Genomic DNA, 19,758 nt, shown 5'->3' with positions numbered 1-19,758 from the left:
CGTCGGGATGACGGTCCCTCGTCCTCATCCCAGCCCGGCGGGATCGCCGCCGAGACTACCAGTCCATCGTATCAGCACCCGACGGAGCCTGCCAAGACGTCCTCAACCCCCGGACCCTCCCCGCCCGAACGCCGCCCCCTTGACCGGATCGTTTACTCTGGTAAATTTACCCCAGTCAACGAACCGAGGCTCCGGGAGGGACCCGCCATGGGCGAGACGCAGCTGGGCCGGATGCAGTTCCGGATCATGCAGGTGTTGTGGGACCGGGGCAGGGCCAGCGCCCGGGAGATCACCGACGCGCTCAACGAGCGCGAGCCCGTCGCGCACAGCACGGTGCAGACGCTCCTGCGGCAGCTCGAAGCCAAGGGGGCGGCCGGCCACGAGGCCGACGGCCGGACGTTCGTCTTCTTCGCCAAGCTCAAGGAGGACCGCGTCAAGCGGACGGCCACCCGCGACCTGCTGGAGCGGGTCTTCGGCGGCAACGTCGGCAGCCTGGTCGCCCACCTGATCAAGGACGAGGGCCTGTCCCGCACCGAGCTGGACGCGCTCCGCAAGCTGATCGACGAGACCCGCAAGGGCGGGGAAGGGGGTGCGAAATGAGCGACGCATTCCTGGGCGCCGCCCTGGCGGCGGGGGGCTTCGGCCTGACCTGGCTGGCGCAGTCGTCGGCCCTCCTGCTCCTGGGGTTGGCCGCCGGGCGATGGGCGAAGGCCCGCGGCCCGGCGCTCCAATCGATCGTCTACCGGACCACGCTGGCGGCCGTCCTGCTCGGCCCCGTGGCCTCCGCGGCGCTGGCGGCGATGGGCTTCGACGGGATCGCGATCCGGCTGCCGGAGTTCGCGCCGGCCGAGCCGCCGGCGGCGACGATCGCCGCGATCGAGCCCGAGCCGGCGCCCCGCACGGAGCCGATCGCGGTGCGGGCGGCCTTCGACGAATCCCCGCGCGAGCCCGCGCCCGAGCCGTCGTGGACGCCCCCCGCGAGGGAAGCCCAGGCCCCGATCGAGGCCGTCGCGCCGACGACGCCGGAACCGGAGCCCGGCCGTCCCGAGACGATCGCGAGGGCCGCGGCCGCCGGCGTGGCGGCCTGGGCCTTCGGGACGCTGTTGCTCCTGGCGCGGATGCTCGTCCAGCAGATTCGGATGCGAGGGCTGCGGGCGACGGCGGCGCTCGTGGAGCCGGAGCTGCAGGCGACCTGCGACGAGATCGCCGGCCGGCTGGGCGTGGCGCCCCCCCCGGTGCGGCGGAGCCCGTTCCTGCCGAGTCCCTGCCTGGACGGCCTGCGACGGCCGATGATCCTGCTGCCGGAGGGGGCCGACGACCCGCGCGACGCCTTCGTCCACGAACTGGCGCACCTGGCCCGCCGCGACGCCTGGTGGAACCTGGCGCGTCGGCTGGCCGTCGCGGCGCTCTGGTTCCAGCCCTTGCTGTGGGCGCTCTCGCGACGCCTGGAGTCGTCGGCCGAGGAGGTCTGCGACGACGTGGTGGTGGCCTTCGGCGCCGACCGCGCCCGCTACGCCGAGCTGCTCGTCGACCTGGCCGGCCGGGCCCTGCCGCCGCTGGGTCCGGGCATGGTCGGCATGGTCTCGCCGCGGTCGCTGCTGGCCCGCCGCGTCGCGCGGATCCTCGACGCCTCCCGCCCGCTCATGACCCGCGCCGGCCGCCGCGCCCTGCTCACCGTCTTGGCCATCGGCCTGGCCTCCACCGCCGTCGCCGGCCTCCTCCGCGTCGGCGACCGCCCCGCCGCCGAGGAGTCGGCCCCGATCGAGGACGACCAGGCACCCGCCCCCGCCGATCCCACTTTCAAAACCGAACCGATCCGGGGCCGGGTCGTCGACCAGGCTGGCAGTCCCGTCGCGGGGGCGGGCGTCACGGCCTGGAGCATGCGGGAGGGGCGCGTTGGTCCGGGCGGGGTGAAGCTCGGATCGTACGAAGAACGACGAGGGACGACCGACGACGAGGGCCGCTTCGAGCTGGCCGGGTTCGACACGCCGCCGGCCGATCCGAAGTATCCGATGCGCCTGGTCGCCGTCGCGAAGGGGCACGGCCCTGGGACGCTCGGGGAAGACGGGACTGTGAGGCTCGGCGTGCCCGGTCCGCCGATCGACGGCCGCGTGGTGGACGCACAAGGCGGGCCGGTCGCCGGCGCGAAGGTCCGGCCCCAGAACGTGTACTTCCTGCCGGCGGGGAAGCAGGCCGACCCGGCCGAACCCTGGCGGATCGGCGACCGGACCTTCCTGGACGACCTGCCGCCGTCCGGGTCCGAAGTGTCAACCGATGCCGAGGGCCGCTTCCGCATCGAAGGGTTGGGGCGCGATTCCGTGGCGATCCTGGCGATCTCCGGGCCCGTTGCGGCGAGCCGATACGCCCTCGTACTGACCCGGGCGATGGACCGGGCCGAACTCCCGAACACCCATTCTTTCCAGGACGGCCGGCTCGGCGATCGGTCGTTCACCGAGATCCACGGCGCCGCCTGCACGCTCGTCGTCGAGTCGTCGCGGCCGATCGAAGGGTTCGTCCGCGACGCCGACGACGGATCGCCGATCGCCGGCGCGTTCGTCACCGCGAAACCGGTCTTCAACTGGCCGAGCCCGGTCGACGAGGCGAGCGGATGCCGAACCGACGCCGAGGGCCGCTACCGGCTGGAAGGCATCCCGATCGCGGGCGACCGGGCTCGCAATCTGTTCGTCTACCCGGCCGTGGATCGGCCCTACTTCGCGGCGGAACGGCTGGCGCTCCCGCCCGCCCCCGAGGCCGGTCCGACTACGTTCGACGTGAAGCTCAAGCGCGGGGCCTGGATCGAGGGCCGGGCGCTCGACCAGGCCGACGGCAAGCCGGTCGCCGCGCGGGTGGACTACGTCCCGATGGAGGACAACCCGCACGCGCCGGACTACCTCCCCGCACCGCCGGGCGCCGTCTTCACGTCGCGGCTGCACGGCGAGCGCTTCCGCACCGACGCCGAGGGCCGCTTCCGCGTGCTGGGCATGCCCGGGCGCGGCGTGGTCCTGGTCAAGGCCGACGACCTGGGCTACCGCGTGCGGATCGGCGCCGAGGCGATCGAGCGCCTGAACGACGTGGACCGACTGGCCACCTACCTGCGGATCGCCCCCGGCTCGTTCCACGCGATGAAGGCCGTCGAGGTCGCCGACGCCGCTCCGGCGTCCGTGGGGGACGTCCGGCTCGTCCGGGGCGGCTCCGTGCTCCTCAGGTTCGTCGACGAGGCCGGCGCGCCGGCACCCGCTCGGCTCGTCTCCGGACGTCTGCCGAACAGCCTGGACGAAGAGGGTTTCGTACTGGAACAGGCCGAGGCTCGCATCCTGGGCCTCGACCCGGGCGAGGTCCGCACGGTCATGCTGCAGAACTTCGACAGGAACCTGGGAGCGATCCTCACCGTCGCCGAAGGCGATCCCGAGCGAACCGTCGTCGTGCCCCCGACCGTCCTGGTGACGGGCCGCATGGTACATTCCGACGGAAGACCGGCGAAGGGCCAGGTGGAGGTGGAAGCGCTGGCCCCCGACCGCCGGCCCAGGCCGTCGATGGCGATCTCCTCGTCCGACATCGACGCCGAGGGGAGGTTCCGCTGCGTCGCCTACCGAGGCGCCCCGATCCGGGTCTTCGCCATGAACCTCGTCCGCGAGAATCCGAACGGCGGCCGCAGCCATTCCACGAAGAAGGTCCCCGGCGGCTTCGAGGGCTTCGACCTCGTGCGGGATCGGGAGGTCGACGCGGCCGGGCCGATCGACCTGGGGACGTTCGACGTCGATACGGGCAAGCCGGCCGAGGCCGTCGCCGGGGCTGAGGCCCCGAAGCCCAAGCCGATCCGGGGCCGCGTTCTGGACGCCGACGGCCGGCCCGTCGCCGGTGCGGCGGTGGTCGGCTGGCGGTATCTTCCGGCGAAGGCTCGGGCGGTGGAATTGCGGGAGGATGCGTCCACCCAGTCGATCGAGGTGCATCGCGCCACGACGGATGCGGACGGAAAGTACGAGATCCCCGGCTTCGCGCCGATCGCCGAGGAGGGCCCCCGCGACCCGAGGCAGAGGGACGCGCAGGTGAGCGTGCTGGCGGCCGCGCGAGGCTTCGGCGCGGCGCTGGCTCGCGACGGGGAGGCGCGACTGCCGGGCGGGGATCAGCCGATCGACGGCCGGGTGGTCGACCCGCAGGGAAAGCCCGTCGAGGGGGCGCGGGTGCGGATCGCTTCGGTCGAGGCGCTCGCGGCGGGCGCGACGGCCGACGCGGTCGAGCCCTGGAAGCTGACCGGCCGATCCCAACTCCCCGGCGAGCCCCTGGCGGCGGCGATCGGGGCCGAGGGCCTGACGACCGACGCCGACGGCCGATTCCGCGTCGAGGGCCTCGGCCGCGACGCGCTGGCCTACGTCGAGGTGACGCGACCGGACGTCGCAACGACGACCTTCCTCGTCCTCGCGAGGGCCATGGAGCCGAGGCGTCCCCAGGAGCCCAGGCAGGTCGGCGGGACCCGGGTCGTCGACCGGCTGTCGGGTCGGCTGATCCACGGGTCGACATGCACCCTAACCGTCGAGCCGGGCTGGATCGTCGAGGGGGTCGTCCGCGAGGCCGGGACGCGCGAGCCGATCGCCGGCGTCGTCGTCGGGGTCGAGTCGGAACGGTCGCCGCAGATCCCCCCGCGATTCTCGGCCGCGACCGACGAGCAGGGCCGTTATCGGATCGTCGGCGTCCCCCGCGTCGTGGGGGACGGCCCCCGGCTGTCGGTCCATCCCCGGGCCGAACAGCCTTTCTTCATCCGGCGGGGCGTGGAGACGAAGCCCGACGTCGACGGCCGGGCGACCTGCGACGTCGAACTGCACCGCGGCGTCTGGATCACGGGCCAGGTGATCGACAAGGCCGACGGCAAGGCCGTCGCAGCCACGGTCGACTACGTCCCGGCCATCTCGAACCCCAGGGCGGGGGACTACCTGGAGCCGCCGTCGATCGGCGGGCACACCGAGAAGACCGAGCTGCACGGCAAGCGGTTCCACACCGACGCATCCGGCGCCTTCCGCGTGCTGGGCATCCCCGGCCGAGGGATCGTCGCGGCCCGCGCCGAGGACGAATCGTACCGGCTCGGGACCGGGGTCGAGGCCGTCGGCAAGAGCCGCCAGGGTACGACCCTGCCGTGGGACTACTTCGGCATGGTGCGCGCGTTCCACGGCTACCAGACGGTCGACGTCCCCGAAGGCGCGACCACCTTCGCCTGCGAGGTCTCGGTCGAACGCGGCCGGTCGGTCGTGTTGAAGTTCGTCGATGAGGCGGGGGCGCCGGTGTCGGCGCGGATCGTGAGCGGTCGACAGCCGGAGAGGAGCGGGATCCCGTCCCGCTCCCCGGCTACCGACGGCGTGACCGAGGAAGCGGTCGAAGGGCTCTCCCCGGGCGAGGTGCGGAAGATCGCGATCCAGTCGCCGGACGGGCAGCGGGGGGCGAGGCTGACCATTGCCGCCGACTCCCCCCACCGTACGGTGCTCGTCGGTCGGAAGGTCCCCATCACCGGCCGCCTCGTCCGGGCCGAGGGCCCTCCGTTCCAGGCGCGGATCCTCGTCTCGTTCAGCACCAACCCGAACGGTTTCGGCGAGTTGATCGAGCCGATGAACCCCATCGACGAGCAAGGTCGGTTCCGATTCCTCGCCGACGTGGGGGGGCCCTACAACGTCTCCGTCGCCAACGCCCAGGAACAAGGCAGCGGTCTCCGGGTCGCCAGGGACAGGCTCACGAACGGTTTCCAGCGTTTCTTCCTCACCCGCGACCTGGTCATCGAGCCCGGCAAGCCGATCGACTTCGGCACGTTCGACGTCGACAAGGGGAAGCCGGTTTTGATCGACGCCGGTGCGGGGGCCGTCCCGATCACCGGACGGATCGTCGACCGCCAAGGGAGGCCGGTCGCGGGGGCGATGGCGACGATCGAGGGGATCCGGGCCCCGAAGCAAGGGGACCTGGCGGCGTGGCTCGAAGAGGCGAGGGCGGGGGAGGACGGGTCGATCGCGGGCCGCCTGCTGGCCGAGGCGGGGGAGGCCAAGGCGCTCCTGGGTCGCCGGTTCGCCACCGACGCCGACGGCCGGTTCCGGATCGACGGGATCCCGGCGGAGCGAGTGGTGCGGTTGGCGATCGCGGGCGACGCGATCGCCTACGCGGAGATCGACGTCGTCACCCGGCCGGGACCACCGACGCCCGCGCCCGGCTTCTCGAACCCATACGGGGCCGAGCCGATCGTCGTCCACGGCCCGGACTTCACGCATACGTCCGCGCCGAGCCGGCCCATCGAGGGGATCGTCACGGACGCGGCGACCGGCGTTCCGATCCCCGGCGCGGAGGTCCGCAGCTACCGCTTCGCGGGCTCCAACTTCGTCGCGATCACCAGCCTGAGGACGACGGCCGGGCCCAACGGCCGGTTCCGCCTCGTCGGCATGCCGTCGGGCGAGGGGAACGTGATCCTCGCGATGCCCGCGACGTCGATCGCGCCTTCGTCCCCGACCACCTCCGCGACGCCCCACATGTTTCGCGAGATCCCGATCCCCGACGCGCCGGGAGACGGCCCGATCGAGGTCTCCGCGGCGCTGCACGAGGGCCTCTGGATCCTGGGACGCCTGACCGACGAGGAGACCGGCGAGCCCATCGCCGGCGCCGACGTGCACTACCTGCCGCTGCGGACCAACCCGTTCACGCGCGAGCTTCCGGAGTTCGACGAGTCCGAGTTGGGCGCCTCGCGCCCGGAGGGCCGCGACTTCCGCGAACTCAACCGCACCCGGGCCGACGGGTCGTTCCGCATCGTCGGCCTTCCCGGGCCCGCCGTCGTCGGCGCGGTGGAGCCTTCGCCGATGCGTCACATGCAGGGCCAGGGATATGACGAATCGACCCGGAAGCTCGCTCCCGGCGGTCGGCTCGACACCTACAGCAACCCGAATCAGCCCAGCTCGGCCTGGCCCACCGTGATGAAGCCCATCGACCCGCCGGCGGGCGCGAAGACCGTGGTCGTCGAGCTTGCGGCGACGCGCGGGGCGTCGGTGCGCGTCCGGGTCGTCGACGATCGGGGCGAACCCGCGACCGGGGCGGAGATGTACGGCCGGACCCGGCAGGGGGAGCCGGCGTCCGAGACGCAGGAGGCGAGCGAGTTCGAGGTCCTCCACCTCCGCCCCGACGAGACGCGCAGCCTGTCCCTCCGCCACGAGGGGAAGGGCCTTGGCGCGGTCGTCGAACTGCGGCCCGGGGACGACACGAAGGGCCCCGTCGAGGTCAAGCTCGTGCCGCTGGCCCGGATCGTCGGCAAGGTGACCGACGTGGACGGCTCGCCGGCCTCGGCCGCCGCGGTCCACGCGATCGTCGCCGCGGGCGTCAACTTCGGCTTCCGGTCGATCGCGAGCGTCGCCGACGCCGAGGGCCGGTTCGCCGTCGCGGCGCCCGCCGGGTGCAAGTACGTCCTGATCGTCTCGAAGGGTGGGCTGGCCGCGCCGTTCGCGGGCCGGAAGGACGCCCTTCGGACCGCGCAGCGCGAGGTCGAGGTCGAGCCCGGCCGGACCGCCGACGCGGGCGAGATCCGGCTCGGTCGGTAGGCGGGCCGGTCAGGGCGTCTTCAGCTCGACGACGGTCATGGTCGTCGTCTTCTTCGCGGCGGGGACGCGGGTGACGGACTTGACGAGGAGGCCGGGGAGGTCGTCGGCGTACCAGGCGCGGACGTGGGAGGGTCCGGCCTCGGTCTGGCCCTTGGTGTCGAACCACTCGGCGTGGTAGGTCCGGCCGGCGGCCTCGACGTCCTCCTCGCCCTGGGCGTCGAATTTCTGGGGGCGGCCGAGGCGGGCCCGGTCGACGCCGGGGAGCAGCGCGAACGTCCGGCGGTGGGTGAACTCCTGGGGCTCGGAGCGGGTCGAGCCGGCCGCCGACTCGGTCTCCACCACCTCCTCCACGACGGCCTTCCGGTCGTCGAGCGACTTGAGCGTGCGCCTCCTGGTCGCGACCAGGCGCTCGCCCCCGGCGTCGCCGGCGGTGTCCTCGCGGACGACCACGGTCGTCCCCGGGCGTTGCCGCGCCCAGCTCGCGTAGATCGGGTTCTCCACCTCCTCGGCCCCCGCCAGCGACGTCCCCAAGGCGGCGAGGGGGATCAGGACGGCGAGCATATCGACGCGACGCATGGCGATTCTCCACGGCGAGGGCGACGGCGCGAGGCCCGACCGTCGGTGCCTCGACCCGTGCGAGGATAAGCGAGCGTGGATCGCCTCGCCACGCGATTCGAGGTGTCCGGAGCGGACTTCTCCAGAGCTTCTTCGCTTAACCATGCGACATTCCCCGACCCCGCGCGGGACCTTCGAAACCGGGGGATAGGATGCGACGCGTGGGCTGCTCCCGCCCCCATCTTCGTGTCTTCCGATCGATCGTTCCCCTGGTTGCGAGGTGACGAGACCGTGTCGAGGAACCGCATGAGCCTGCGCCCGACCCCGAGCCCCCGCCCGTCGCGGGCCGCCTTCACGCTGATCGAGCTGCTGGTGGTGATCGCGATCATCGCGGTCCTTATCGCGCTTTTGCTCCCCGCCGTGCAGTCGGCCCGCGAGGCCGCCCGGCGGACCCAGTGCACGAACAACATGAAGCAGATCGGCCTCGGCTGCTTCAACTTCGAGAGCGTCAACGGCTACTTCCCCCAGGGCCCGTTCGACGGCCACCCCCAGGCCGTGACCAGCTCGGGCGCGCCGGACCCCGGCGGCTACAACTACGACGAGGTCTCGCCGGCCTACGGCGGCACGACCTGCTGCAACTCCTGGCACCCCGAGGGCTGGAACCAGTTCTTCAAGATCCTCCCCTACGCGGAGCAGCAGGCGGTCTACAACCTCGCCAACTTCTCGATGCTCCCCTACAACGGCGGCCAGAGCTTCAACGGCGACCTGGACGTCTCGCGGGTGGCGATCGCCTACCAGTACTGCCCGAGCCGCCGCTCCCCCCAGCGCTACGGCACCGACCAGGCGACCGCCGTGGGCAAGAACGACTACGCCGGCTGCGCCGGCTTCTTCACCGGGCAGTCCATCGACTGCGACTTCGGCGTCGCCGAACCCGGCCGGTTCATCCCCCCCGCGCCCAACGGGGCGACGCCCAACAGCGACGAGCGGTCGACGATCAACCAGGCCAATACCGGAGGCCGGAAGGGGGCGATCGCCTGGTCCGGGCGCGGGGCCAAGCGTCGGCTCGCCGAGATCTCCGACGGCACGAGCAACTCGATCCTGATCGGCGAGAAGGGCCTCCCGCCCGACCGTCACGCCGCCGAGGGGGGCGACAACGAGCGCTGGAACAACGCCGGTTGGGATGAAGACGTGGTCCGATGGCATTTCGTGCCGGTCGCCGATCGGCAGGCGCCCAACGGGGCCGGGGCCTGCGCCACGCCGCCGACGCCGGGGGGCAATTCGATCTGGCGTCGGACCTTCGGCAGCTCGCACCCCGGCGGGGCGAACATGCTCCTGTGCGACGGCTCGGTCCGGTTCGTGAAGTTCACCGTCGACGCCGGGACGTTCCGCAAGCTGGCCGTCATCGACGACGGCGAGCCGATCAGCAGCGACTCCTACTGACGCCGACGCGACCCATCACCCGCGAGGGACCGACGCCATGAAACGACGCCGACACGCCGCGATCTTCCTGCTAGCCGCGGTCATCCCGGCGGCCTGCGACGAGGGGGGACACCCCCCGATCGGGCCCGACAAGCTCCCGCCGCTCTCGGCGGAGGACCTTCAGACGATCCGCGCCGAGGACGCGCGGATCGAGGCCGAGGAGCGGGGCACGCCCGTCCTCCCCGTCAAGAAGTCGAAGGCGACCGCGAAGCCGGCCCCGGCCGCCGACTGACGCTCGCACCTCGCCACGCCCTGGGAGGCCCCGCGTCGGGATCGGCGCGGGGCCCTCGCACTCGCGGGTCGGGGGTCATTTGCCGCCGGGCTTGCCCTTGCCGCCGCCCTTCTTGGGGGGCGTGGGGGGCTCCTCCTTGGGCGGGGACTTCTTGGCCTTGGGGGCGGGCTCGGGGGCCGGGGGGGGGGCCTCCTTCTCCCGGGCCTTGTCCTTCTCCTTGGCCTTGGCTTCCTTGGCAGGGGCCGCGGCGGCCTCCTTGCCGGGCTTGGCGGGCTTGCCCGCGTGCTCCCAGCGGGGGGCCTTGGGGTCGGTGGCGACGGCCGCGTCGCGGGCCAGCTCTTCCAGGAGGTCGACGAACTCGGCGCCGCGGTTTTTGGGGATGGCGCGCTCGATCAGGCCGCGGAGCGAGGCGACGTCGGGCTCGTGGAGGCCGAGGCTCTCGAGCGCCTTGCGGGTGGCCTCGTCGATCGGGATGGCGTGGCCGCCGAGGGCCTGATGGACGACGGTGGCGGTGACGTAGTCGGAGTGGAAGGCCTCGAACGGCTGGAGGGTCTTGAGGGCCTCCTTCAGCGGCTTCTTGGCGAGCTGTTCGAGGGCCGTGAAGCTGTACGTCTTCTCGAAGAGCTGGCGGAGGAACCGGCGGATCCGCTGGGCGCGGGCGGCGGGGTCGGGCACGTCGGCCAGGGTCTCCTGGAGTTCCTCCAGCGGGCTGACGCGGACCTCGTTCCAGTCGACGAACTGGTCCTTGAACCGGGAGAGGGCCTGGTTGGCCTGCTCGCGGGTCGTGTCCTCGTGGCAGATCCCGTAGACCACGGCGTCGATCACCGAGAGCCGGGCGGATGCCGGCTCGGCCTTGGGCTTGTACCGGCGTTTCAGGTAGGCCTGGAGATCGGCGAGATACTGGGTTTTGCTTTGAGTCGCCATGGACCTGTCGGGGGTTGGGTGCGCTCGCGTCCGGGCCGGGCGGGCGACGCCGGCTCCGCCGTCGGGGGGGGCGGGGACGCTCAGGAATTCCGGGAGTGGTCGTCTTGGTTCGAGGATCCGGGCCCGTCGGGGGCCTCGTCGTCCTCGTCGAGTTCGTCGTCGTCGTCGTCGTCGAGTTCGTCGTCGTCGAAGCCGTCTTCATCCTCGCCGAGTTCGTCGTCGGGGCCGGGCTTGCGGTCGGCCGAGACGGCCTCTTCGATCAGCCGGCCCATCTCGACCGACTTCTTGACGCTGTCGTCGAGCTTGAAGCCGAGGATCGGGGTGTAGCGGATCTGGAGCCGGGCGGCGACCCGCGCCTGCAGGAAGCCGCAGGCGCTGCGAAGGCCCTTCATGGCCAGGTTGCGCTCGGTCTCGTCGCCCATGACGGTGACGAAGACGGTCGCGCTGCGGAGGTCCTGGCTGACCTCGACGTGGAGGACGGTGACCCCCCGGATGCGAGGGTCGGCCACTTCGAACAGGACGGCCGAGGCGACCACCTCGCGAATGGCTTGGGCGATCCGGAGGCTGCGGTGGGAGGGCATCGGCGGTGCGTTCCTCGGTCGGTCGGTCTGGTCTCGGTTGGTCGGGTCGGGCCCGCGTCCCCTCCGACGACGAGCGGGCCGGCCGGCGGGCGTCGGGGGACGCTCCGGCCGGCACGGCCCGGCGTGTCGCGGCGGAGGCGGGGGGGCCCGCCTCGGCCCGGCGATCAGAGGGTGCGGCGGATCACGTCGACCCGGTAGGCCTCGATCACGTCGTCGGCCTTCACGTCGTCGAAGTTGGTGATCTTGATGCCGCACTCGAAGTTCGCGGGGACTTCCTTGACGTCCTCCTTGAACCTCTTGAGGGCGTCGACGGCGCCCTTGTAGATCTCGCGGCCCTCGCGGATCAGGCGGACCTTCGCGGAGCGTTCGATGACGCCCTGGGTGACGAAGCAGCCGGCGACGGCGCCCACCTTCGAGATCCGGAAGACCTGGCGGACGACGGCGCGTCCCAGGTGGACTTCCTTGATCTCGGGGACGAGCATGCCCTCGACGGCCTTCTTCACGTCGTCGGTGACCTGATAGATGATGTCGTAGCGGCGGATCTCGATGTCTCGCTCGTCGGCGAGGGAGATCGCCCGGTCCTCGGGGGCGACGCGGTAGCCGATGATGATCGCCTGCGAGGCGTCGGCGAGGATGACGTCGCTCTCGCTGATGCCGCCGACCCCCTTCAGCAGGATGCGGATCGGGACCTCGGCGTTCTCGAGCTTCTCCAACTCCTTGATGATGGCCTCGATCGAGCCCTGGACGTCGGCCTTGACGATCAGGTTGAGCGACTTGACCTTGCGCTCGGCCATCCGGTTGTAGAGGTTCTCGAGCGTGACGGTCTGGCGCTCGGCCTGGGCGGCGTCGCGGGTGCGGAGCCGGCGGGTCTCGGCGACCTCGCGGGCCCGGCTGAGGTCGTCGGTGACGGCGAAGTTCTCGCCGGCGACCGGGACGACGTCGAGGCCGGAGATCTCGACGGGGAACGACGGGCCGGCCTTCTCGACCGGGCGGCCCCGGTCGTCGAAGAGGGCCCGGACGCGGCCGTAGCCGTCGCCGCAGACGACGACGTCGCCGACCTTGAGCGTCCCCTCGCGGACCAGGACCGTGGCGACGACGCCGCGGCCCTCCGAGATCGAGGCCTCCAGGCAGGTGCCGGTCGCCGGCCGGTCGGGGTCGGCCTTCAGCTCGTGCAGCTCGGCGATCGTCTCGAGGGTCGCGAGCAGGTCGGAGACGCCTTGGCCGGTGGTGGCCGACGTCTTGACGACCTCGACGTCGCCGCCCCACTCGACGGGGTTGAGCCCCTGCTGGGCCAGCTCGCCGTAGATCTTGCTGATGTTGGCGTTGGTGTCGACGTTGGGGATGTCGATCTTGTTGAGGGCGACCACGATCGGCACCTCGGCCGCCTTGGCGTGGGCGATGGCCTCGACCGTCTGGGGCATGACGCCGTCGTCGGCCGCGACGACCAGCACCACGATGTCGGTCACGTTGGCGCCGCGGGCCCGCATGGCGGTGAACGCCTCGTGGCCCGGGGTGTCGACGAACGTGATCGGGTTGCCGTTGTAGTCGACCTGGTAGGCGCCGATGTGCTGGGTGATGCCGCCGCTCTCGCTCTCGACGACCTTGGCCGTGCGGATCCGGTCCAAAAGCGAGGTCTTGCCGTGGTCGACGTGGCCCAGGATCGTGATGACCGGCGGCCGGGGCTTGAGGTTCTCGGACTGCTCGACCGGCGCGAAGGCTTGCATGAAGTCGTCCTCGGCCGTGCGCTCGTGCGTCACGTCGAGGGTCATGCCGAACTCCATCGCCAGCATGATGGCCAGCTCGTCGTCCAGGTTGGCGTTGATGGTCGCCATCTGGCCCATCGCCATGAGCTTGCGGAGCAGGTCGTTGGCCTTGACGCCGAGCGCCTCGGAGAGGGTCCGGACGGTGATCGGGGCCTCGACCTCGGCGTGGGACTTCCGCGCCTGGGCGGCCGAGGCGTGGCGGCCTCCGGACTTGTGGTGGGGCCGGCGGCCGGAGCGGCCGCGGCGGGCCTCTTCGTCCTCGTTGAGCAGCGCGGCGGCCGGCTGGGGCGAGCTGACCCGGCGGTCCGTGGCCCGCTCATTGCGGCGGGCGCGACGGCCGGCGCGGTCGGCGGAGGAGCCGACGCCCTTGCCCTTCTTGCGGTCGTCGTCCTCCTCGGCGGGCGGCGCGAGCGGCGGCGGGGCCTGGCCGAGGGGCCCGGGGGACGGGCCCCGGGCGACGGGGCCGCGGCTGGGGCCGCTGGCGGGGCCCGACGGCGGCGCGCCGGGGCGGCCGGGGGCGGGACGCGCCGCGAGGCCGCCGGGGCCTCCCGGCCGGAGCGGGCCGCTCGGCCTGGGGGCCGCCGTGGCGTTGGGGCCGATCTGGCCCGCCCGCATCATGGCCAGCATGTCCTCGCGGGTCATCCGCTTCTCGGGCCGCTGGGTCTTCTCGGCCGCGGACGAGGCCGAGGCCGGCCGCGACGGCGAGCCCGCCTGGGGGCGGGGCGGCCCCGACGACTGCAGGGGGGGCGCGACGGGGGGGAGCGGGCGGCGCGGCCCGGAGGCGTCGCGACGCGCGGCCTCGGCGGTCTCGTCGGCCGGGCGTCGGCCCTCCTCGCCGGCGCGGCGGGCGGCGGGCGGGGGGGCCGAATGCGAGCCGGTCCGCTGGACCGGGGGGCGGATTCCCGCCGAACTCATGTATTCGCTCCGCTTCAGAGGTTGGAAGGAGGGGGGCCCGCCCCCGGCCTGCTGGGGGGAGGTCGGCGAGGGGGACTGGCCGGCGGCGGGCTGCGGGGCCCGGGATTCGCCCGGACGCGGGCCGGCGCCGGCGGCGCGGTGCGGCGTGTGGCCGGAGAGCGGGCCGCTGGGCCGGGAGACCGGCGGAGAGCCGGCCCCGGCGCGACCGGGGGCGGGCGTCGGCGTGGGGCCGAGCCGGCCGGCCGACGGGGCCGGGGTCGTCGCGGCCGACGCGGCGGGGGCCGGGGCGGCCGTCGCGGCGGTCGAGGGCGTCGCCGTCGTGGCGGCGGCCGGAGACGTGGCGGCGGGGGGGGGCGTCGCGGCCGCGGGCGTGGGGGCCGAAGCCTCGACGGCGGGCGCCGGGGGCGGGGCGGCCTTGGGGGTGGGGGGCGTCTTCGTGGGCGGGGCTTCGGCGGCCTTGGCGGCCGGACGCCGCGGGGATTCCTCGACGGGCGCGGACTTGGCGGCCGGCGCGGGGCCCCCCTTGGTCTCGCGCGTCATCAGGTCCCGGATCTGCTCCACGGTTGGGGGATCGACCACGGCCAGGGCGTTCGCCTTCACGTCCAAATTCCACTTCTGGATCCGATCCAGCAAGTCCTGGCTCTTCAATCCCAGCTCTTTCGCCAACTCGTGAACACGCGTGGACAAAGGCAACTCCTCCCGGAACCGGCTCCGGCTGGCCGCGACGGCCGCGACCCCATACGAAAGTCTCTGATCGATTCGATTGTAGCGTGGCGACCGGCCGCGCGGCGAGCCCGTTCGCGGGCGTCGGCGACCTTCCGGGTGTTCCAAAGGGCACCCGGGGGCGGCGGGGCGCGTCGCCGCGAGGGGCGTCGGGGCCGAGGTCGGGGGCCGGCTCGCCTCGGGGCGCGAGTCGGTGCGGTATGGTCCGGGTCGGTTTGGGGGAGTCGAGTGCGGCGATCCTCGATTACTGGGGCTGCGTTGCCGCCGGCGTCCGCCGACGGTCGGATCCTCGCCCGGGGCCCGGGCCGGCCGGGGCTCAGGGTTCCTCGTCGTCGGCGGTCTCGGCGACCTCGGGGTCGCGGCCGGGGTCGGCGTCCAGGGTCGGCGGATCCTCCCCTTCGACCGCGTCGGTGACGAGCCGGAGCGTCTCGGTCTGCTCGGCGTCGTCGGGCGCCGAGGTCACCTCGCGGCCGTTGGACGTCAGCCTGCCGGTCTCCTCGGCCAGGGCGACGTCGCGCCGCTCGTCTCCCCCTTCGGACTCGCCCCCGTCGGGGTCGTCGTCCTCGGAGGCGTCGGGGTCGACCGCGTCGCGGAGGTCGGCGGGCAAGGCCGACTCGAGATCGCCGTCCGTCCCCGGATCGGATTCGTCCTCGGGCCCGTCGAGCGGGCCCCCTTCGCCGTCGGCTTCGACCTGGCCTTCGCCCTCGAACGCCTCGCCCTCGGCGGGGGCGGCGGCTGGGGCCGACTCCTGGCCGTCGGCCAGGGCGGCGGCGGTCCGGCCCGACTTGCGTCGGGGGAGGTCGTCGGTCTGTTCCTCGGCCAGCTCCTCGGCGCGGGAGACGACGGAGGCCGCCAGCTCCTCGTCGAGGCCGTCGATCGTGTTGACCAGGTCGGCGATCTCCATCACCGACAGGTCGTCGTAGCTGAGGATCCCCTGCTCGACGAGCCGCTCGGCCAGCTCGACGTCGACCCCCTCGATCTTGGAGAACGAGCCGACGGCCTTCTCGATCACCTCGTCCAGCTCCTCGGCCGTCATGATCTCGACGTCCCAGCCCACCAGCTTGGACGCCAGGCGGACGTTCTGGCCCCGGCGGCCGATCGCCAGCGAGAGCTGGTCGTCGCGCACCAGGACGATCGCCCGGCCCAGCAGGTGGCAGAGCATGACCTCGTCGATCTCGGCCGGCTGCAAGGAGTTGGGGATGAGCACCTGGAGCGACTCGTTCCAGCGGACGATGTCGATCCGCTCGCCCCCCAGCTCGTCGACGATGTTCTTGATGCGAGTCCCCCGCACGCCGACGCAGGCGCCGACCGCGTCGATCTTGGCGTCGATCGAGGTCACGGCCACCTTCGAGCGGTATCCGGCCTCGCGGGCCAACGCTCGGATGGCGATGGTCGAGTCGGCGATCTCGGGGATCTCCAGCTCGAACAGGCGGCGGACGAAGTCGGGGTGGGTCCGGCTGAGGATGATCTTGACCCGCTGGCCCACCTTGCGGACGTCCAGGATGATCGCCCGGATCCGCTCGTTGGGGTGGTAGCTCTCGCCGGGGATCTGCTCGCCGCGGGGGAGGATCGCGTCGGTCTTGCCCAGGTTGACGATGACCGCGCCGCCTTCGAAGCGCTGGACGGTCCCCGTCATGAGGTCGCCGCGCTGGTCCTCGAACTCGTCGAACAGGCTGTCGCGCTCGGCCTCGCGGATCTTCTGGATGATGACCTGCTTGGCGGTCTGGGCGGAGATCCGCCCCAGCTCGGCGGGGTCCATCCGCACGCCGTCCTTGGTCGCCTCGATGGCCCCGCTGTCGCGGTCGATGCGGACCTCGATGTCGCCGGCGTCCGGGTAGTGCTTCCGCGCCGCGGTGGCGAGCGCCGACTGGATCCCGTCGAACAAGATCTCCTTGGAGATGTTCTTGTCGCGATGGATGCTATCGACGATCCGGACCAAATCGACGCTCATTCCTTCCCTCCGAGGCGTGCTTTTGAGGTTCACTCGACGGCGGCGCGGCGGATCCGGCGTCGGCCGGGGCGGTTGGGCCGCCTCGGCGAGGCCGGGCCTCGCCCGGGGACGGGCGGGGCTCGGGTTGATGCCGCGATACCATCGAGTGGGCAGCGCCTCCTGGGTCGACCGCCTGCGCGTCCGCCGGCCGCACGTGCCGGACGAAGGCGCAGGGACGAACCCAACCCCGCACGGGCCGAGCCGGAATCCACCGCTTTCCGGAGGCCCCGGCCCTGTTGCATCCTACCCGCGTGTTGACAGTTCTGTCAAGCGTCCGCACAATAGCGTGGAGAGCCCCGACCCCGGGGACGTCGATCCCGACGGGGATCGAGCCGGCGTCCGACGCGGCGGGGTCGTCCGGCCCCGCCCCATCGTCCGCCACGGAACCGCGATGACGCCATCCCGCCTCGATCACGACGCCGTGCGCGACGCCCTGGAGGCCGCCGGGCTGCGTCCCACGCCCCAGCGGCTGGCGGTCTACGACCAGCTCGCGGCGATGGACGAGCATCCCACGGCCGAGGAGGTCTTCCGGGCCGTCCGTCCCCGAAGCCCGCGGATCAGCCTGGCCACCGTGTACAAGGCGCTCGAGGCCCTGGTGGCCGTCGGCGCGGCGGACCGCCTGGGCGCCGAATCGGCCGCCGGGCCCGCCCGCTACGACGCCCGGGGGGATCGCCACTACCATTTCCGATGCCTCCGCACCGGGACCATCCACGACCTTCCCACCCAGTACGACCCCAGGCTGATCGAGCAACTCGACCCCACCCTCGCCGAGGACCTCCGCCGCCGAGGCTTCCAGGTCACCGGCTATCGCCTGGAACTCCTGGGCTTCCAGGTCCCCGGCCGCGATCGCGAACGCCCGGGCGAGGACGAAGACGAGCCCGAGACCGAGCCGCGCCAGGGCGACCACGACGCATGACCGACACCCCGCAGGCCCCCCGCAGCCGTCGCGAGCCCGGCCCGACGCCCCCTCTCGAACCCCTGGTGGACACGCACGCCCACCTCGACGACCCCCGGCTCCGCCCCCAGCTGCGCGAAATCCTCGCCCGGGCTCGCCGCGCGGGGGTGATGCAGGTCGTCGCGATCGGCACGACGGCGGCGGACTCCGCCGACGTCGCGGCCCTGGCGTCCGAGCACCCAGGGGTCTTCGCCGCCGTCGGCTTCCAGCCCAACAACGTCGTCGAGGCCGTGGAGGGGGACTGGGCCCGGATCGTCGAGCTGGCCTCGGCCCCTCGGGTGGTCGCCCTGGGGGAGACGGGCCTCGACCGCCATTGGGACCGGACGCCGTTCGACCTCCAGCGGGACTGGTTCCAGCGCCACCTCGACCTCGCCCTCGAGCGCGACCTGCCGGTGGTGATCCACTGCCGGAACTGCGAAGCCGACATCGTCGCGCAGCTCGCCGCGATGGGAAGCCCGGTGCGCGGGGTCCTGCACTCGTTCACGGGCGACCGCGACCAGGCCGAGGCGTTCCTGGCCCTGGGGCTCCACATCTCGTTCGCCGGCATGCTCACGTTCGGGAACAGGAACCTCGACGCGCTCCGCGAGGCCGCCGCCGCCGTGCCGCTCGACCGCCTGCTGGTCGAGACCGACAGCCCCTATCTGACGCCCCAGCCGCTCCGAGGACGCGGCAACGAGCCGGCCTACGTCGCCTGGACCGCGCGCAAGCTCGCGGAAGTCCGAGGGATCGACGAACGCGAATTAGCCCGTGCCGTCACCGCCAACGCCCGGGCGTTGTTCCGGCTCCCCGAGGCCGACGTCCTGGTCGGACATCCCCCGGAAACCCCCTAAATTTTCCGTTTCGGCCCGGCATTTGCCATATCCTTTCAGCGATCCTATGATACTCCGTCTCGACGGATCGACCGGGTTCGCGTTTAATACGCGCGGTGCGATCCTTCGAAGCCGCAACATGTCGAACTGTCGCCGCGCCTCCAGGCCGGGAGCGTTCTCGAGATGGACCTTAAGCACATCATCGCCGTGTCCGTCGTTTCGATCCCCGTCCTCGCCCTGCTGCTGAGCGGCGCGTTCATCGCGTCGCGGAGCGGCGTCGCCCGGGTCTCGTCCGCCAAGGACGTGCGCGTCATTGCCGGCAATTTCTCGGCGATGCTGCTGCGCGTAGCAGGCTACGTCGTGGGGCTCATGCTGGTGCAGCACTTCATCGGGCTGCGGTCGACCTTCGGCTGGTGAGCCGGCGTCGGGTCGATCCCCGCTGAGATCCTGCGACCGGCGCGATCAGACCCCACGCGCCTTCGGGTGCCAGAGGATCTTGTGGAGCTGCACCTGGAGCCGGATCGGCAGGCGCGTCTCCAGGATCCAGGTCGCCAGCTCGGTCGGGTCCACGCGGCCGAAGACCGCGCTCATCAGGACGGGGCAGCGTCGGGCCAGCTCGTGGCGGCGGACGACGTCGACGGCCCACTCGAAGTCCTCGCGATCGCCGAGGACGAACTTGACCTCGTCGGTCGGCCGGAGCCGGTCGAGGTTGCTCCAGACGTTGGCGTCGACCTCGCCCGAGGCCGGCGTCTTCACGTCCAGGATCACGCGGACGCGCGGGTCCACCCGATCCGTGGCCACGCCGCCGCTGGTCTCCAGCAGCACGGTCCAGCCCCGGTCGGCCAGCTGCGCCATCAGAGGATAGGCCTCGTCCTGGAGCAGGGGCTCGCCGCCGGTCAGTTCGACGAGCCCTCCGCCCAGTTCCTCGACGGCCGCGACGACCGCGTCGAGGCCCATCGGCTCGCCCTGGTTGAAGGCGTGGGGCGTGTCGCAGTAGACGCAGCGCAGGTGGCACGCGGTGAGCCGGACGAAGACGCAGGGGAGGCCGGCGAACGTGCTCTCCCCCTGGATGCTGCGGTAGATCTCGTGGACCATCAGGGTCCCCGCCGTCCTCCCCGCCAGCGGCCTGAGCCGTCGCGCGAGCGCGGCGTCGCGGGCTTCGGGGGAGGCGGTCCGAGGATCGGGCGGGGCGACTTCGTGCATGGGGAGATCGCGGGGCTTTCCTGCGGCGTCGAGGGACCTCGCGCGGCCCGTCCGCGACGGCCGCGCCTCCACTCCG

General features: G+C 72.6%; 13 protein-coding genes. 7 read left to right on the top strand and 6 right to left on the bottom strand.

Going from position 1 to position 19,758, the window contains the following annotated elements; genetic code table 11:
- Nucleotides 1-207: 207 nt before the first annotated feature.
- Both G6O68_RS20860 and G6O68_RS20855 read left to right on the top strand, forming a co-directional pair.
- Nucleotides 208-600 (top strand): BlaI/MecI/CopY family transcriptional regulator, encoded by a 393-nt coding sequence (locus G6O68_RS20860; RefSeq protein ID WP_165250576.1) that lies wholly within the window; start codon nucleotides 208-210, stop codon nucleotides 598-600.
- Entirely contained in the window at nucleotides 597-7,553 is a 6,957-nt protein-coding gene (locus G6O68_RS20855) for a M56 family metallopeptidase (RefSeq protein ID WP_165250575.1), read from the top strand. The genes G6O68_RS20860 and G6O68_RS20855 overlap by 4 nt, the downstream gene beginning before the upstream one ends.
- A 9-nt stretch (nucleotides 7,554-7,562) precedes the next feature.
- Here the strand turns inward: G6O68_RS20855 and G6O68_RS20850 are convergent, their stop codons facing one another.
- Nucleotides 7,563-8,129, bottom strand: coding sequence for a hypothetical protein (locus G6O68_RS20850; protein ID WP_165250574.1), 567 nt, complete (start codon nucleotides 8,127-8,129; stop codon nucleotides 7,563-7,565).
- 285 nt (nucleotides 8,130-8,414) lie between these two features.
- On the opposite strand from G6O68_RS20850, the gene G6O68_RS20845 reads away from it, so the two are divergent.
- A complete protein-coding gene (locus tag G6O68_RS20845) occupies nucleotides 8,415-9,548 on the top strand; it encodes a DUF1559 domain-containing protein (RefSeq protein WP_165250573.1) in 1,134 nt (377 codons plus the stop codon).
- Between the two features lie 37 nt (nucleotides 9,549-9,585).
- Entirely contained in the window at nucleotides 9,586-9,819 is a 234-nt protein-coding gene (locus G6O68_RS20840; protein WP_165250572.1) for a hypothetical protein, read from the top strand.
- Between the two features lie 75 nt (nucleotides 9,820-9,894).
- On the opposite strand, the gene G6O68_RS20835 is transcribed toward G6O68_RS20840, so the two are convergent.
- From G6O68_RS20835 to nusA, 4 genes are all read right to left on the bottom strand, one after another.
- On the bottom strand, nucleotides 9,895-10,743 hold the full coding sequence (locus G6O68_RS20835) for an endonuclease (RefSeq protein WP_165250571.1): 849 nt from the start codon (nucleotides 10,741-10,743) through the stop codon (nucleotides 9,895-9,897).
- 80 nt (nucleotides 10,744-10,823) lie between these two features.
- Nucleotides 10,824-11,324, bottom strand: a complete 501-nt coding sequence (rbfA, locus tag G6O68_RS20830) for a 30S ribosome-binding factor RbfA (RefSeq protein ID WP_165250570.1) — start codon at nucleotides 11,322-11,324, stop codon at nucleotides 10,824-10,826.
- A 164-nt stretch (nucleotides 11,325-11,488) separates the two neighbouring features.
- Nucleotides 11,489-14,689 carry a translation initiation factor IF-2 gene (gene infB, locus G6O68_RS33345; RefSeq protein ID WP_261345609.1) on the bottom strand — a complete coding sequence of 1,067 codons (3,201 nt, stop codon included), beginning with the start codon at nucleotides 14,687-14,689 and terminating at the stop codon, nucleotides 11,489-11,491.
- A gap of 352 nt (nucleotides 14,690-15,041) precedes the next feature.
- A complete protein-coding gene (nusA, locus tag G6O68_RS20820; protein WP_165250569.1) occupies nucleotides 15,042-16,676 on the bottom strand; it encodes a transcription termination factor NusA in 1,635 nt (544 codons plus the stop codon).
- Between the two features lie 430 nt (nucleotides 16,677-17,106).
- Between nusA and G6O68_RS20815 the strand changes: the two genes are divergently transcribed.
- The 3 genes from G6O68_RS20815 to G6O68_RS20805 all read left to right on the top strand — a co-directional run bounded on the left by G6O68_RS20815 (nucleotide 17,107) and on the right by G6O68_RS20805 (nucleotide 18,896).
- A complete protein-coding gene (locus G6O68_RS20815; RefSeq protein ID WP_165250568.1) occupies nucleotides 17,107-17,631 on the top strand; it encodes a Fur family transcriptional regulator in 525 nt (174 codons plus the stop codon).
- Nucleotides 17,628-18,500 (top strand): TatD family hydrolase, encoded by an 873-nt coding sequence (locus G6O68_RS20810; protein WP_165250567.1) that lies wholly within the window; start codon nucleotides 17,628-17,630, stop codon nucleotides 18,498-18,500. The genes G6O68_RS20815 and G6O68_RS20810 overlap by 4 nt, the downstream gene beginning before the upstream one ends.
- A 162-nt stretch (nucleotides 18,501-18,662) precedes the next feature.
- Nucleotides 18,663-18,896 carry a hypothetical protein gene (locus G6O68_RS20805; protein WP_165250566.1) on the top strand — a complete coding sequence of 78 codons (234 nt, stop codon included), beginning with the start codon at nucleotides 18,663-18,665 and terminating at the stop codon, nucleotides 18,894-18,896.
- Between the two features lie 45 nt (nucleotides 18,897-18,941).
- Here G6O68_RS20805 and G6O68_RS20800 read toward each other — a convergent pair whose 3' ends face one another.
- Nucleotides 18,942-19,682 (bottom strand): radical SAM protein, encoded by a 741-nt coding sequence (locus G6O68_RS20800; RefSeq protein ID WP_165250565.1) that lies wholly within the window; start codon nucleotides 19,680-19,682, stop codon nucleotides 18,942-18,944.
- Between the last annotated feature and the right edge of the window lie 76 nt (nucleotides 19,683-19,758).

This window comes from Paludisphaera soli, assembly GCF_011064595.1.
GTDB lineage: Bacteria > Planctomycetota > Planctomycetia > Isosphaerales > Isosphaeraceae > Paludisphaera > Paludisphaera soli.
Note: the sequence above shows the minus strand (reverse complement) of the source record. Positions and strands in the feature narration are given on the sequence as shown.